General features: G+C 68.9%; 14 protein-coding genes and 2 tRNA genes. 5 read left to right on the top strand and 11 right to left on the bottom strand.

What is annotated here, in order from left to right:
• Positions 1 to 262: 262 nt before the first annotated feature.
• The 5 genes from ACIQCY_RS03130 to ACIQCY_RS03110 form a co-directional block, all read right to left on the bottom strand.
• Positions 263 to 1,354 carry a UDP-N-acetylmuramate dehydrogenase gene (locus tag ACIQCY_RS03130; protein ID WP_400482418.1) on the bottom strand — a complete coding sequence of 364 codons (1,092 nt, stop codon included), beginning with the start codon at positions 1,352 to 1,354 and terminating at the stop codon, positions 263 to 265.
• A complete protein-coding gene (locus tag ACIQCY_RS03125) occupies positions 1,351 to 1,791 on the bottom strand; it encodes a MaoC family dehydratase (RefSeq protein WP_400482417.1) in 441 nt (146 codons plus the stop codon). Before ACIQCY_RS03125 ends, ACIQCY_RS03130 begins: the two co-directional genes overlap by 4 nt.
• Before the next feature lie 2 nt (positions 1,792 to 1,793).
• The gene (locus tag ACIQCY_RS03120; RefSeq protein WP_400482416.1) at positions 1,794 to 2,243 is read right to left on the bottom strand and encodes a MaoC family dehydratase N-terminal domain-containing protein; all 450 of its coding nucleotides are present in this window, start codon (positions 2,241 to 2,243) and stop codon (positions 1,794 to 1,796) included.
• A gap of 77 nt (positions 2,244 to 2,320) precedes the next feature.
• Positions 2,321 to 2,551: a hypothetical protein gene (locus ACIQCY_RS03115; RefSeq protein WP_400482415.1), complete on the bottom strand. Its 231-nt coding sequence runs from the start codon at positions 2,549 to 2,551 to the stop codon at positions 2,321 to 2,323.
• Between the two features lie 34 nt (positions 2,552 to 2,585).
• On the bottom strand, positions 2,586 to 3,533 hold the full coding sequence (locus ACIQCY_RS03110) for a DUF2797 domain-containing protein (RefSeq protein ID WP_400482414.1): 948 nt from the start codon (positions 3,531 to 3,533) through the stop codon (positions 2,586 to 2,588).
• A 192-nt stretch (positions 3,534 to 3,725) separates the two neighbouring features.
• On the opposite strand from ACIQCY_RS03110, the gene ACIQCY_RS03105 reads away from it, so the two are divergent.
• Positions 3,726 to 4,148 (top strand): pyridoxamine 5'-phosphate oxidase family protein, encoded by a 423-nt coding sequence (locus ACIQCY_RS03105; RefSeq protein ID WP_400482413.1) that lies wholly within the window; start codon positions 3,726 to 3,728, stop codon positions 4,146 to 4,148.
• Positions 4,149 to 4,154: 6 nt separating this feature from the next.
• Here ACIQCY_RS03105 and ACIQCY_RS03100 read toward each other — a convergent pair whose 3' ends face one another.
• The 3 genes from ACIQCY_RS03100 to ACIQCY_RS03090 all read right to left on the bottom strand — a co-directional run bounded on the left by ACIQCY_RS03100 (position 4,155) and on the right by ACIQCY_RS03090 (position 6,525).
• The gene (locus tag ACIQCY_RS03100) at positions 4,155 to 5,225 is read right to left on the bottom strand and encodes an ATP-dependent DNA ligase (protein WP_400482412.1); all 1,071 of its coding nucleotides are present in this window, start codon (positions 5,223 to 5,225) and stop codon (positions 4,155 to 4,157) included.
• A 49-nt stretch (positions 5,226 to 5,274) separates the two neighbouring features.
• Positions 5,275 to 5,841 (bottom strand): type 1 glutamine amidotransferase domain-containing protein, encoded by a 567-nt coding sequence (locus ACIQCY_RS03095; protein ID WP_400482411.1) that lies wholly within the window; start codon positions 5,839 to 5,841, stop codon positions 5,275 to 5,277.
• Positions 5,842 to 5,940: 99 nt separating this feature from the next.
• Positions 5,941 to 6,525: a helix-turn-helix domain-containing protein gene (locus ACIQCY_RS03090; RefSeq protein WP_400482439.1), complete on the bottom strand. Its 585-nt coding sequence runs from the start codon at positions 6,523 to 6,525 to the stop codon at positions 5,941 to 5,943.
• Positions 6,526 to 6,618: 93 nt separating this feature from the next.
• On the opposite strand from ACIQCY_RS03090, the gene ACIQCY_RS03085 reads away from it, so the two are divergent.
• The 4 genes from ACIQCY_RS03085 to ACIQCY_RS03070 all read left to right on the top strand — a co-directional run bounded on the left by ACIQCY_RS03085 (position 6,619) and on the right by ACIQCY_RS03070 (position 10,232).
• A complete protein-coding gene (locus ACIQCY_RS03085; RefSeq protein WP_400482410.1) occupies positions 6,619 to 7,686 on the top strand; it encodes an NAD(P)/FAD-dependent oxidoreductase in 1,068 nt (355 codons plus the stop codon).
• Complete coding sequence (locus ACIQCY_RS03080) at positions 7,676 to 8,305, top strand: class I SAM-dependent methyltransferase (protein WP_400482409.1); 630 nt, start codon at positions 7,676 to 7,678, stop codon at positions 8,303 to 8,305. The genes ACIQCY_RS03085 and ACIQCY_RS03080 overlap by 11 nt, the downstream gene beginning before the upstream one ends.
• Before the next feature lie 71 nt (positions 8,306 to 8,376).
• A complete protein-coding gene (locus tag ACIQCY_RS03075) occupies positions 8,377 to 9,546 on the top strand; it encodes an RtcB family protein (protein ID WP_400482408.1) in 1,170 nt (389 codons plus the stop codon).
• Positions 9,547 to 9,596: 50 nt separating this feature from the next.
• Entirely contained in the window at positions 9,597 to 10,232 is a 636-nt protein-coding gene (locus ACIQCY_RS03070; RefSeq protein WP_400482407.1) for a hypothetical protein, read from the top strand.
• A 114-nt stretch (positions 10,233 to 10,346) separates the two neighbouring features.
• Here ACIQCY_RS03070 and ACIQCY_RS03065 read toward each other — a convergent pair.
• The 3 genes from ACIQCY_RS03065 to ACIQCY_RS03055 all read right to left on the bottom strand — a co-directional run bounded on the left by ACIQCY_RS03065 (position 10,347) and on the right by ACIQCY_RS03055 (position 12,588).
• Positions 10,347 to 10,420 (bottom strand) — tRNA-Met (locus ACIQCY_RS03065).
• Positions 10,421 to 10,475: 55 nt separating this feature from the next.
• A tRNA-Thr gene (locus ACIQCY_RS03060) sits at positions 10,476 to 10,547 on the bottom strand.
• 127 nt (positions 10,548 to 10,674) lie between these two features.
• Positions 10,675 to 12,588 (bottom strand): DEAD/DEAH box helicase, encoded by a 1,914-nt coding sequence (locus ACIQCY_RS03055; protein WP_400482406.1) that lies wholly within the window; start codon positions 12,586 to 12,588, stop codon positions 10,675 to 10,677.
• Positions 12,589 to 12,627 lie beyond the last annotated feature (39 nt).

The raw sequence follows: 12,627 nt of genomic DNA, 5'->3' as shown, positions 1-12,627 counted from the left end.
GCTCGATCGGGGCGATGGCCATACCCCGATTTTATCGAACACGTGTACTAACCACGAGGGAGACAGGGCATTGTGGAGGACAAGACGACCCCCGTTGTCCACATACGGAACCGGCAGGAAACCGCCCGCGAGGCCGCAGACCGGCGAAACCCGTCAGGCGCCGCCGGCCTGCTCCCTGCAGGACAAGGCCCCTCGGCAGGGACTCAGGACAACAGGTCCTGCAGGCTCGGAAGCGCCGATCGGTGGGACCCGGTGAAAAAGCTCAGAGCTTGCAGTTGATGAGCAGCGGTTCGGGTTCCAGCCGGATGCCGAAGGACCGTTCCACGCCGTCCCGCACCAACCGGGCAACCGCCAGCAGGTCCGACGCCGAAGCGCCTCCCCTGTTGGTGACCGCGAGGGTGTGCTTGGTCGAGAGGGACGCACGCCCGCCCGCCGCAGCCCGCCCGTCGTCGTCTCCCAGGCCGAAGCCCCTGGAGAAACCGGCGTGTTCGATCAGCCAGGCCGCACTGAGCTTCACCCGACCCTCCGTCCCGGACGGGTACCGGGGAGCGTCCTCCGGCAGGCCCTCCGCCACGTCCTGGGCGACGATCGGGTTGGTGAAGAAGGACCCTGTGCTCCAGGTGTCCGGATCGGGGGCGTCGAGCACCATGCCCTTGCCGGCCCGCAGCTTCAGCACCTCGCGGCGCACGTCGTTCGCGTAGGCGCGGGCACCCACCTCGATCCCCAGGGCCCGCGCGAGCTCCGCGTACCGTATCGGCTTGCTCATGCGCCCCAGCCCCAGCTGGAACTCGACCGAGAGCACCACATAGCGCGGCGATCCCTCGACGGTGGTGCGCTTGAGGAGGGAGTCCCGGTAGCCGAACTTCAGCTCGAAATTGGTGAAGCTCCTGATGCTGTCCGTCTCGCGGTCGTACGTCCGTACCGTGGCGATGGTCTGGGACACGTCCGAGCCGTACGCCCCCACGTTCTGGACGGGTGTGGCACCCGTGGAACCGGGGATGCCCGAGAGGGCTTCCAGGCCCGAGAACGCGTGCATCACCGTATACCGAACGAGCTCGTCCCAGTCCTGGCCGGCTTGCACCTTGACCATGACGCCACCGCACGTGGCGTCGTCGTCGTCGACCGTGAAACCCGTGGAGGTGATGTGGATGACGGTCCCCTCGAAGCCGTCGTCCCCGATCAGCAGGTTGGACCCGCCGCTGAGGATGAGCAGCGGTTCACCCGCTGCATCGGCGGCGCGGACCGCCTCGACGATCTCGGATTCGGTCGAGGCCTCCACGAGCGTGCGTGCTGGTCCTCCCACGCGCGCGGTGGTGAGGTCTGCGAGACGCGTACCGGTCAGGGGTGCGGTCATGGCAGCCTCACCACGGCCTGCGCCTTCACGAGGACCTTCTGCCCGGCGAACGTGACCGTGAGGTCGATGCGCGCCGTCGAACGCTCGGTGTCGATCGCACCGACCACCCCGGTGACCTCCACGACCGCTCCGGGCTCGCCCGGCTGCGCCGTCGTGTCCTGGACGACCACGGGCTTGGTGAAGCGCGTCTGGTAGTCGACGACGGCGGCCGGGTCGCCGACCCAGTCGGTCACGAGCTGGACGGCGGCGCCCATGGTGAACATGCCGTGGGCGATGACGCCGGGGAGGCCGACGCCCTCGGCGAACGACTGGTTCCAGTGGATGGGGTTGAGGTCCCCCGAGGCACCGGCGTAGCGCACGAGGTCCTGGCGTGTGATGCCGATGGTGGTGGAGCCGATCTGCCGGCCCACCTCGAGGGTGGAAAGCGATACTGCCATGGCTACTGGTCCTCTCCGCGTACGAGGATAGACGACGTCGACGTGGCCGTCGGCACACCGTCGACGGTTGAGATCTCGGCGCGCGTGGTGATCATCGCTCCCCCGCCCATCGCCCGCACGGAGTCCACGTGCAGTTCGGCGACGAGCTGGTCCCCGGCGATGATGGGGCGGTGGTGGATGAAGCGCTGGTCGGCGTGGACCACCCGGGTGAAGTTGATGCCGGCGCTCGGGTCGCTGATCAACCGGGCGTCGGCGCGCTGGGCGACGATGATGGCGAAGGTCGGCGGGGCCACGAGGTCGGCATGGCCGAGGGCGACGGCGGCATCCACGTCGAAATGCGCCGGGTGCGTGGCCTGCACCGCGCGGGCGAAGTCGCGGATGGCCTCCCGGCCCACGGAATAGGTATCTCCTGCGGGGTAGCTGCGCCCCTGCAGGTCTGGGTCGATGGTCATGGATCCTCCGTTGGAAGCGGCGTGGGTGTTGGCGATGGATCGCGTGCGGTGTCGGGCGGCGAGGGACTGCGCGAGGCTCAGCGCATGTCCTTCACGCGGCGTCGGGCGTCGCGTGAGCGGACGACCATGCCCGCGAGGTGGCACACCATGCCGACCACGATGATCGGGATGCCGGTGAGGACGAGGGAGCGCTGGTCGGTCGCGGCGCCGCCCACCGCGACGAGGATGCCGATCGCCGTGGCCACGAGTGCGGAGACCACCAGCTTGCGGTACAGGTCCGAGCCGGTCTCCCAGGGCGTATTCAGCATGGTTCGATTCTACTGCCAGCCGCCGGGCGGTGAATCAGAAGAGTGCTTCCTGGACGGTCGGGACGGGAGTGCTGAAGTCACCGAACCGGAGCCGCCGGCCCTTGAGCTGCGCGAGATCGGCGACGAAGACGAGGTCCGAGCCGTCGATCGTGACCAGCGCCGACGGGCCGAGGACGTCGCGGAGGCGGAAGCCGTGCCGGCCACTTCCGAGGAACTCCGGGTAGGGCTGCAGCCCGCTGTGCCCGAGGACGGCGGACCACGACGGCGGCGGCTCGAACTCCTCGTGCACCACCTCGAAGCCCTCGATGCCGATCCCGCCCTCGAGCAGCCCCCGCGCTGCCAGGGCGAATCCGTCGTTGATGTGCTCGAGCCGCGCCGGGGGCAGCGGCGCGCACAGGGACGCCGCCTTCGTCGCGGACCTCACGGCCTGCTGCAGGCCGACGCTGCGGGTCACCTCGTCCTCCAGGATCCGGACGATCCGCCCGTCGGCTGCATGGGCGACGAGCTGGGCGACCACCGCGCCCTGCTCCACGAGACGTGCCCGCTTCCGTGGATCCGACACCGTCCCGACCTTGGTCGAGCCGTCGGCGAAGGTCGCGACGTACAGCCAGTGGGGCTGGTCGAGGTAGCGCTTCAGCCCCGCGGGGGCTATGCCGGAACGGTGGATGTCGTGCATGAAACGCACGTCGTCCTGGGCGAAGCATCGCGCGCACTGGTAGCCGCGTTCCGCCGGCGACTGGTCGGCACATGGCACCCACGTGCGGTCCTCGCGTCCGTGAACCCGATGGAAGCCGAGGCAGTGCTTCCCCTCCGCGGTGACCTCGAAGGCCAGTCTCGTGCCGGGCGCGAGCAGGACGTCGTGCCGTCCTTCGTCCTCCCGGCCGGGGCCTTCGGGCCCGTGCAGCGCCGAAACCTCCCGCATCGACAGGGCGGGCCCCGCGGCGTTCCAGTCCACGCCGCTGCAGAGATAGGTGGGGTCCATCCATCCAGCGTAGGGGCACCGACGACGACGGCGGGCTGGGCCGGCACCGAAGGGTGGTCCGCCCGCGGCGACCCATCCGCGCATTCAGGGTCGCCGGACCCTGTTGCCGGCCGCGGACGTCCGGCACACTGGTTCGCACCACTGCGCGCTCCACCGAGAGGCCGGAGCCTTGACGATCAGGAGGAGAACGCCATGGAAAGTGACGAACGACCCGGGACAGTCCTGTCCGACGACGAATCGTGGGACCTGCTGAAACGCTGCCGGTACGGGCGCCTCGCCATGAGCGTGCTGGGCGAGCCGGACATCTATCCGATCAACTTCGTGGCGCACGACGGGGCGCTGTTCATGCGGACGAATCCGGGCACGAAGCTGGCCGAACTGACCGTGAACGAGCGGGTCGCCTTCGAGGTGGACGAGGTGACCGATGACGAGGCGTGGAGCGTAGTGCTCAAGGGCACGGCGAGGGTGATCGTGTCGCAGTCCGAGGTGGACGAAGCGGACAAGCTACCGCTCACGCCCTGGATCCCGACGCGGAAATACACCTACGTCGAGATCACGCCCACACACGTCCACGGCCGCCACTTCGAACTGGGCGAGGAGCCGGAACGGTACTGACGGTGATCACGTGCGAGACCCTGCCCCGCCTGCCAGCACGCGGCTGAGGTCGTACGCCGCCGGGATGTCGAGTTGTTCGAAGGTGCAGGACCGGGCCTCGCGGTCCGGCCGCCACCGTTCGAACTGGACGGTGTGTCGGAACCGGTCGCCCTCCATCTGGTCGTACCGGACCTCAACCACGCGGCGTGGGTGCAGCCGGATGTAGGACACGTCCCTGGCGGATGCGAAGCGGTTGCGGTCGGTCGCACCGAGTTCGACGTCGCCGTCGTCGTTCCGCAGCACATCCGCGTCGAGTTCTCCGACGAGCTCCAGCCGGCGCTTGTCGGAGAACGCCGAGATGCCACCGACGTTCCGCAGCTCGCCGTCGTCGTCGTACAGGCCGAGCAGCAGGGAACCCACTCCCTGGCCGGACTTGTGCACCCTGTACCCGAGCACCACGGCATCGGCGCTGCGATGGTGCTTGACCTTGAGCATGCGCCGTTTGTTGGGCTCGTACCCCGCTGCGAGGGGCTTCGCGACGACGCCGTCGAGGCCGGCCCCCTCGAACTCCACGAGCCAGCGCCGGGCGAGCTCGACGTCGTGCGTGACCTGCGACAGGTGGACCGGCGCGGAGAAGGCCTCCCCGATGCCCTCGAGCGCCTTCCTGCGCTCGCCGAAGGGCACGCCGGTGAGGTCGTTGTCATCGATGGCGAGGAGGTCGAAGGCCACGAACGACGACGGCGTCTGCCCGGCCAGGAGCCGTATCCTGCTCTCGGCCGGGTGGATGCGCTGGGACAGGGCCTCCCAGTCCAGCCTCTCCGCGCCGTTCTCGCCCTGCCGCACCACGATCTCCCCGTCGAGGACGCAGCGCTCCGGGAGGTTCTCCAGCAGGGCGTCCACGAGTTCCGGGAAGTACCGCGTCAGCATCTTCGAACCACGGCTCCCGATCTCGCAGGTGCCGTCCTCGATCCTCACGATCGCCCGGAAGCCGTCCCATTTGGGCTCGTACACGAGCCCACCGGGAACGCTGTCGGGTTCGGGCACGGAGTCCACGGCCTTCGCCAGCATCGGCTGGACGGGGAACGGCAGGTCGGTCATGTCCCGATCCTGTCGCATGGGACCCGCGCTTGGCTACGCAGCACCGGAACTACACGGTCTGCCCCTCGTGCGGTCCTTCCTCGATCTCCTCGAGGAGCTTGTCGTTGAAGGCGTCGAGATCTCCGGGGTTGCGGCTCGTCACCAGCCCCTGGTCCACCACCACTTCCTCGTCACTCCAGTTGGCGCCGGCGTTCTTCAGGTCGGTGGCGAGCGTGTGGTAGGACGTCAGGTCGCGTCCGCTGACCACGCCGGCCTCGATCAGCAGCCATGGTCCGTGGCAGATGGACGCCACGGGCTTGTGCTGCTCGAAGAATGCCCGGGTGAAGGCCTGGGCGTCCTTGTCGACGCGCAGGAAGTCGGCGTTGACCACGCCGCCCGGCAGGACCAGGGCGTCGTAGTCGTCGGCCTTCGCCTCGGACACCGCCAGGTCCACCTGGAACGTGTCGCCCTTGTCCATGCCTTCGAAACCCTGCAGTGTCCCGGTCCTGGGTGAGACCAGCGTGGGGACGCCGCCCGCTTCCTCGACCGCCTTCCAGGGGCTCGTGAGCTCGATCTGTTCCACCCCGTCCGTGAGCAGGAACGCGACCTTCTTGCCTGAGATGTTGTGTTCGGACATGCTGTTCTCCCTTGCGTAGAGCGTGGCTGTCGTACCGTTTCCAGCCTAGGAACCGCCGCGATGATAAGCAAGCTGAGCATCTCCCCGCCGGACCTCCGGCTACGGCCTCCGAGGCCGGGCGCGCACATGCATCCGCTCGCCCTGCTGCCCGAAGAGGCTGATGAACTCGACCGCTTCCCCATCGGCGCTCGCGAACCAGTGGGGCGTGTGGGTGTCGAATTCGGCCGCCTCGCCGGGGCCGAGCACGAAGTCGTTGCTCCCGAGCACGAGCCGCAGGAAGCCGTTGAGGATGTAGAGCCATTCGTAGCCCTCGTGGACCTGCAGCTCCGGCTCGGTGCCGCGCGCGTCGCCCGCGAGCACCATCTTGTACGCCTGCACCCCGCCCGGCCGCCTCGTCAGGGGGATGGCCGTGGTGCCGTGGTGCTCGATGGGGCGCAGGTGGATCCGGGGATCGCCGGTGGGAGGCGCGCCGACGAGGTCGTCGAGCGGGACGCCGTAGAGCTGCGCGATGGGCAGCAGGAGTTCCAGGTTCGGACGCCGCCGGCCGGATTCGAGCCTGGAGAGGGTGCTGACGGACACGCCGGACGCCGCGGACACCTCACCGAGGGTCAGGTTGCGTTCGGTGCGCAGAGCGCGGAGCCGTGGCCCGACGGCGTCGAGCACGGATGTGAGGTCTGCTTCCATGAGTCCCATCTTGCCATCCTGGCAAAGAACTTTGCACAATTCGTGCTGATCCGCTGATGCTGGATCCATCAGCGGAACAAAAGGAGAACCACCATGCCAGCCATCACCCAGCCCCTGCAGGACAGGTACGACGTCGTCGTCGTCGGAGGCGGAGCCGCGGGACTCAGCGCCGCCGTCACCCTGAGCCGCGCGCTCCGCTCCGTCCTGGTGGTCGACGCCGGCGCGCCCCGCAACGCTCCCGCCCAGGGCGTCCACGGCTTCCTGACGCGCGAGGGCATGCATCCGCTCGCCCTGCTCGCCGCGGGCCGTGCGGAGGCGGAATCCTACGGGTCCACCGTCCTTGCCGCCGAGGTCTCCCAGCTGCGGCGCGACACCGAAGGGTTCGCGGTGGAACTGTCCGACGGGCGCACGGTCCTGGGCCGCAGACTGCTCCTCGCCACCGGGCTCTCCGATCAGCTCCCCGACATCCCGGGACTCCGGGACCAGTGGGGCAAGGGCGTGGTCCACTGCCCGTACTGCCACGGCTACGAGATCCGCGGCCGGCGCATCGGGGTCCTCGGCACGGGTCCCCTGTCCATGCACCAGGCCCTTCTCTTCCGGCAGTGGTCGGAGGACATCACACTGTTCCTCAACGACACCGTGAAGCCCACCGACGAGGAGTGGGACCGCCTCGCCGCGCGCTCCATCCGCGTGGTCGACGGCGCCGTGTCGAGTGTGGATGCGACGGACGGCGTCCTCACGGGGGTGACAGTGGCAGGCAGGAGCTTCGACCTGCAGGCCCTGGCCGTCGGAACCCGCATGGAGTCCCGGGGCGGACTGCTGGAACCGCTCGGGATCATCGCACAGGACCACCCGTCCGGCATGGGCCGCTTCGTCGAGGCGGGCCCGCGGGGCTCGACGGCGGTGCCGGGCGTCTATGTCGCCGGCAATGCCTCCAACCTCGCAGCCCAGGTCATCGTCGCCGCAGCAGAGGGCACGATGGCGGGCGCGGCGATCAACGCGGACCTCGTCGAGGAGGAGACGGCCTGGGCCGTCGAAGGTCACAGCGGGCCCTTCTCGGCGTCCTCGGAGGCCGAGGTCTCGGTGCGCGTCCTTGGCACGCGCCGCCATGGGCTCGATGATGGGGCAGGAACGGAAGAAGGGGTGCGCCGTGCGGGTTGAGTACACGCAGGAATTCTGGGACGACCGCTACCGGCAGCGCACGAGGATCTGGAGCGGCAACCCGAACCGGCAGCTCGTCGCGGTGGCCGGGGACCTGGCACCGGGCCGGGCGCTCGACGTCGGCTGCGGCGAGGGTGCCGATGCCGTGTGGCTCGCCTCCCGCGGGTGGGACGTGCTCGGCATCGACGTCTCCGAGGTGGCACTCTCCCGCGCCCGGACCCATGCGGAGGAACTCGGCGAGCAGGTCGCGGACCGCCTCGAGTGGCGGCAGGTGGACCTGCTGGCCTCGCCCGGGCTGCCCGGCGGCCTCGACCTCGTGTCCGTCCAGTTCATGCACCTCCCGGAACCGGAGCGCTCACGCATCTTCCGGGCGCTGGCGGAGCTCGTCGGCGTCGGGGGCACCTTTTTGATCGTCGCCCACGACCCCTCGGATCTCCATACCGGGATCGGCCGACCGCCGCATGCGGACATCTTCTACGCACCGCAGGAGATCGCGGCGCTGCTCGACGACGCGTGGGACATCCGTGTGTGCGAGTCGCGGCCGCGGGTGGAGCGGACGGCGGACGGCCGCGACGTCGACATCAGCGATGCCGTGCTCGCGGCGGTACGGATCCGCTGAGACCTGCGCAAGGACCCGGTGGGACGGTATCCGGCGTGCCGTTCCACCGGGCTCCTCGGTAGCCTCGACGCATGGAGTGGATCACCGAGAACTACGTCAATTTCGCCAGCATCATCGATGACGCGACGCTGGCGCAGAACAGGAGAACCAGCTCCATGCCGTTCGTGTACCCGCACTTCGCCTCCATGCCCGACGCCCACCTCGGCCTCGGCTGCGCCGTCGGGTCCGTCCTGCCGACCCTCGGTGCGATCATCCCGGCGGCGGTCGGCGTGGATATCGGCTGCGGCATGGTGGCCGTGCGCACCGACCACACTGCGGGCGGGATCGGCCGCCTCGATCGCCGCATCCTGCGCCAGTCGATCGAGCGGGCCGTTCCCCTCTCCGCCGGCAACAACAACAAGCGGATGCGTGCCACCGCGCAGCCACGTATCACCACCCTCGAACAGGACGCCCGGTCGGCGGGCTTCGACCCGTCGAGCTACGTGAAGGACTGGCGACTGCAACTCGGTACCCTCGGCTCGGGCAACCATTTCATCGAGGTGTCCCTCGACGAAGAGGACAACGTCTGGCTCTTCCTGCATTCGGGCTCGAGGGGTATCGGGAACCGGATCGCGCAGCGCCACATCCGTGCGGCGCAGGACTACTGTTCGAGCCGGTCCATTTCCCTGCCGCACCAGGACCTGGCGTACCTCGAGGAGGGCACGCCCGAGTTCGATCGCTACATCGGCGAACTGCTGTGGGCGCAGAAGTTCGCCCTGCTCAACCGCGAGGAGATGATGGACCGCGTCCTCGGCCAGTTCACGCACTGGGTCGGCAAGCCCGTGCAGGAGCTCGAGCGCATCAATTGCCACCACAACTACACCCACCGGGAGACGCACTTCGGCAAGGACGTGTGGCTCTCCCGCAAGGGTGCCATCGCAGCGGACCCGGGGCGTCCGGGCCTCATCCCCGGCTCGATGGGCACGCGCTCCTACGTGGTGACGGGCAAGGGCAACAGGGAGGCGATGAACTCGGCCCCGCACGGAGCGGGGCGGGAGTACTCGCGCAACGCCGCGCGGAAGACGTTCACGCAGGACCAGCTCCGCGCCGCCATGCGGGGCATCGAGTTCCGGGACACCCCTGCATTCCTCGACGAGATCCCGGCGGCGTACAAGGACATCGACGCGGTGATGCAGGACGCCCGGGACCTCGTGGACGTCCGGCACACCCTCCGTCAGATCATCAACGTGAAGGGCGACTGACGGGCCCGGCAGGCGCCGTCGACCGGAGTGGCAACCGTTAGGCTGGCGCCATGTCGCTCCTGACCGCCACGCAGCCGCCCGATCCGATCGTGGTTGAGGTCGCAGCCCACGCACCGCGCTGGTGGGAGATCGTCGAAGCCCTCGCTCCCCTCGCCGTTCTGCTCGCAGCCGTCCTGGCGGCCGCGACGGCCTTCGTGAGCCTCCGGCAGCGGGCGGCAGCAGACCGCGCTGCGCTGGAGCAGAAGAGGCGTGCCGACGATCGTGCCGAATGGTGGCGCAGGACGCAGTGGGCCATCGACGCCGCGACCTCCCTCGACCCGATCCGGCAGGAAGCAGGAGTGGAGGCGCTGCTCCAGCTGTCCTGCAGCGACCTCGCGACCGGGGAGGACCGCCTGATCCTGGACGCGATCTGGGTGAGCAACCCGGTGGCCAATCCGGACGACCCCGACGCCGGACTGCCCGATGGCGCTGCCGGACGGCCGGACGAGGACCGGAGGATGAGGGGAGCGCCGATGACCGATGCAGCAGGCACACGGCAAGCGACGACCGGGCACACCGCCCATCGACGACCCGCCGACACTCCGCGGGTGACAGCGGCGAAAGCACGTCTCCGGGTGGCCCTCGATCAGCAACTGGGCCGCAGGACCCCGCGATCCGTGCAGGATGCGGCGGCGGGCAAGCGCTAGCAGCCGCACCGAAGGCCCGATCGAAGCCCGGCGGGTACGCCTGCCGGGCTTCTCCGTTCCCGGCATCCCGAGAACGGAAAAGGCCCCGGAGCCGAAGCTCCGGGGCCTTGCCTGTAGCGGTGGTGGGACTCGATCCCACGACCTCACGATTATGAGTCGTGCGCTCTAACCAGCTGAGCTACACCGCCCTAAATGAGGCTGCCCGCACCGATCTGATGATCGTCACGGGCCCCCTCATTTACGAGCCCCCCACCGGAATCGATCCGGTGACCTCGTTCTTACCAAGAACGCGCTCTACCACTGAGCTAGGGGGGCAACAGCAAGAAACTTTACCAGTTCCCGGCCGCTGGTGCGAAATCGACAGCCGCCCTGGTGGACGGACCCCGGATTCCGCGTCGGACCCGTGCAGGCACGGATCCGACGGGGTTCGGCTAGCTAGTTCCTACCACTGCTCGGACTGCGCCGAGGAGCGTCCTGCACCGGCGCCGGCGCCCTTTGCGGAGCGGGGCTTGCGGTTGGCGTCTCCCGAAAACCGGGTGTCGCCGTCACGCTTCGGGAAGTCCTTCTTGAAGGGCTTCTTGAACTCGCCCGCACCGCGGTTGCCTGCAGGCTTGCGTCCCTTGTCGAGCTCGAGGTGGATGAGCTCGCCGCCGATGCGCGTCTTGGAGAGCGCGCGCAGCTGGTCCGTGGACAGGTCCGCGGGCAGCTCCACCAGGCTGTGGTCGGCACGGATGTCGATGCCACCGATCTGCGAGGAGGACAGGCCACCCTCGTTGGCGATCGCACCCACGATCGAGCCGGGCATCACGCGCTGGCGACGGCCCACCGCGATGCGGTACGTGGCGTTGCCCTCGGTGAGCGTGCGCGTCGGGCCACGCGAACCGAAGGCATCCTTGCGTCCTTCGGCACGCTCGCGCTGACCGGCGGGAGCGACGGGGATGTCCTGCACGAGGATCGGCTGGCCGCCCTGCGCCATGACGGCAAGGGCTGCAGCGATCTCGCTGGCGGGCACATCGTGCTCACGCTCGTAGGTGGCGATGAGGTCGCGGAACAGCGCCACGTCCTTGCCTGCCAGCGTCTGAGTGATCTTGTCCGCGAACTTGCTGAGGCGCAGTTCGTTGATCTTCTCCGTGGAGGGCAGCTGCATCTGCTCGACCGGCTGGCGCGTGGCCTTCTCGATCGAACGCAGCAGGTACTTCTCGCGGGGGGTGATGAAGAGGACCGCATCGCCCGAACGCCCTGCCCGGCCGGTGCGGCCGATGCGGTGGACGTAGGACTCGGTGTCGTTCGGGATGTCGTAGTTCACGACGAGCGAGATGCGCTCCACGTCCAGCCCACGGGCGGCGACGTCCGTGGCGACGAGGATGTCGATCTTGCCGTCACGCAGCGCGTCGACGGTGCGCTCGCGCTGCTGCTGCGGGATGTCGCCGTTGATGGCTGCGGCCGAGAAGCCCCGTGAACGCAACTTGTCCGCCAGGTCTTCGGTAGCCGCCTTGGTGCGGACGAAGGCGATGATGCCGTCGTAGTCCTCCACCTCGAGGATGCGGGTCATCGCGTCGAGCTTGTGCGGGCCCATGACCTGCAGGTAGCGCTGGCGCGTGTTGGTGCCCGTCGTCGTCTTGCCCTTGACCGAGATCTCGGCCGGATCGTTGAGGTACTTCTTCGCGATCCGGCGGATGGCGGGGGGCATGGTCGCGGAGAACAGTGCAACCTGCTTCTCCGCCGGGGTGGAGGCGAGGATCTTCTCGACGTCCTCGGCGAAGCCCATGCGCAGCATCTCGTCGGCCTCGTCGAGCACGACGTACTCGAGGTTCGAGAGGTCCAGCGACCCCTTCTCGATGTGGTCGATCACGCGGCCGGGGGTACCGACGACGACCTGTGCACCGCGGCGCAGGCCGTTGAGCTGGGGGCCGTAGGGCGATCCGCCGTAGACGGGGAGGACGGTGAAGCCCTCCATGTGCTTGGCGTAGGAGGTGAAGGCGTCGGCCACCTGCAGCGCGAGCTCGCGGGTCGGTGCGAGCACCAGGACCTGCGTGTTCTTGCTGGGGCCACCGTTGACGTCGGCCAGTTCCGCCATCTTCGACAGCGCGGGAACGGCGAACGCGGCGGTCTTGCCGGTGCCGGTCTGCGCCAGCCCGACGACGTCGCGGCCTTCGAGCAGCGCGGGGATGGTCGCCGCCTGGATGGGTGAGGGCTTCTCGTAGCCGAGGTCGGTCAGCGCCGCGAGGATGCGGCCGTCGAGGTTGAGCTCGGTGAAGCGGATGGTCACGCCGTCGTCGTCGGACTCTGCTGCGGGAACCGCTGCAGTGGCCTCGGTGAGGGGGGTGGTGATCTGCTCGGACAGGTTTTCAGGCACGGAAGAATTCCTTCAGGTAGGTGCCGGACGGCCTGACAG

This window comes from Arthrobacter sp. NPDC092385 (assembly GCF_044755105.1).
Classification (GTDB): Bacteria; Actinomycetota; Actinomycetes; order Actinomycetales; family Micrococcaceae; genus Arthrobacter_D.
The sequence above is the reverse complement of the archived record's forward strand: the minus strand, read 5'-3'. Positions and strand labels throughout refer to the sequence as shown.

Bases quoted from the DNA above. Each gene is read 5' to 3' on its own strand.
- ACIQCY_RS03070 (WP_400482407.1), top strand. From the start codon at position 9,597: ATGTCGCTCCTGACCGCCACGCAGCCGCCCGATCCGATCGTGGTTGAG.
- ACIQCY_RS03120 (WP_400482416.1), bottom strand. From the start codon at position 2,243: ATGACCATCGACCCAGACCTGCAGGGGCGCAGCTACCCCGCAGGAGAT.
- ACIQCY_RS03085 (WP_400482410.1), top strand. From the start codon at position 6,619: ATGCCAGCCATCACCCAGCCCCTGCAGGACAGGTACGACGTCGTCGTC.
- ACIQCY_RS03090 (WP_400482439.1), bottom strand. From the start codon at position 6,525: ATGGAAGCAGACCTCACATCCGTGCTCGACGCCGTCGGGCCACGGCTC.
- ACIQCY_RS03115 (WP_400482415.1), bottom strand. From the start codon at position 2,551: ATGCTGAATACGCCCTGGGAGACCGGCTCGGACCTGTACCGCAAGCTG.
- ACIQCY_RS03110 (WP_400482414.1), bottom strand. From the start codon at position 3,533: ATGGACCCCACCTATCTCTGCAGCGGCGTGGACTGGAACGCCGCGGGG.
- ACIQCY_RS03095 (WP_400482411.1), bottom strand. From the start codon at position 5,841: ATGTCCGAACACAACATCTCAGGCAAGAAGGTCGCGTTCCTGCTCACG.
- ACIQCY_RS03100 (WP_400482412.1), bottom strand. From the start codon at position 5,225: ATGACCGACCTGCCGTTCCCCGTCCAGCCGATGCTGGCGAAGGCCGTG.
- ACIQCY_RS03075 (WP_400482408.1), top strand. From the start codon at position 8,377: ATGGAGTGGATCACCGAGAACTACGTCAATTTCGCCAGCATCATCGAT.
- ACIQCY_RS03130 (WP_400482418.1), bottom strand. From the start codon at position 1,354: ATGACCGCACCCCTGACCGGTACGCGTCTCGCAGACCTCACCACCGCG.
- ACIQCY_RS03105 (WP_400482413.1), top strand. From the start codon at position 3,726: ATGGAAAGTGACGAACGACCCGGGACAGTCCTGTCCGACGACGAATCG.
- ACIQCY_RS03125 (WP_400482417.1), bottom strand. From the start codon at position 1,791: ATGGCAGTATCGCTTTCCACCCTCGAGGTGGGCCGGCAGATCGGCTCC.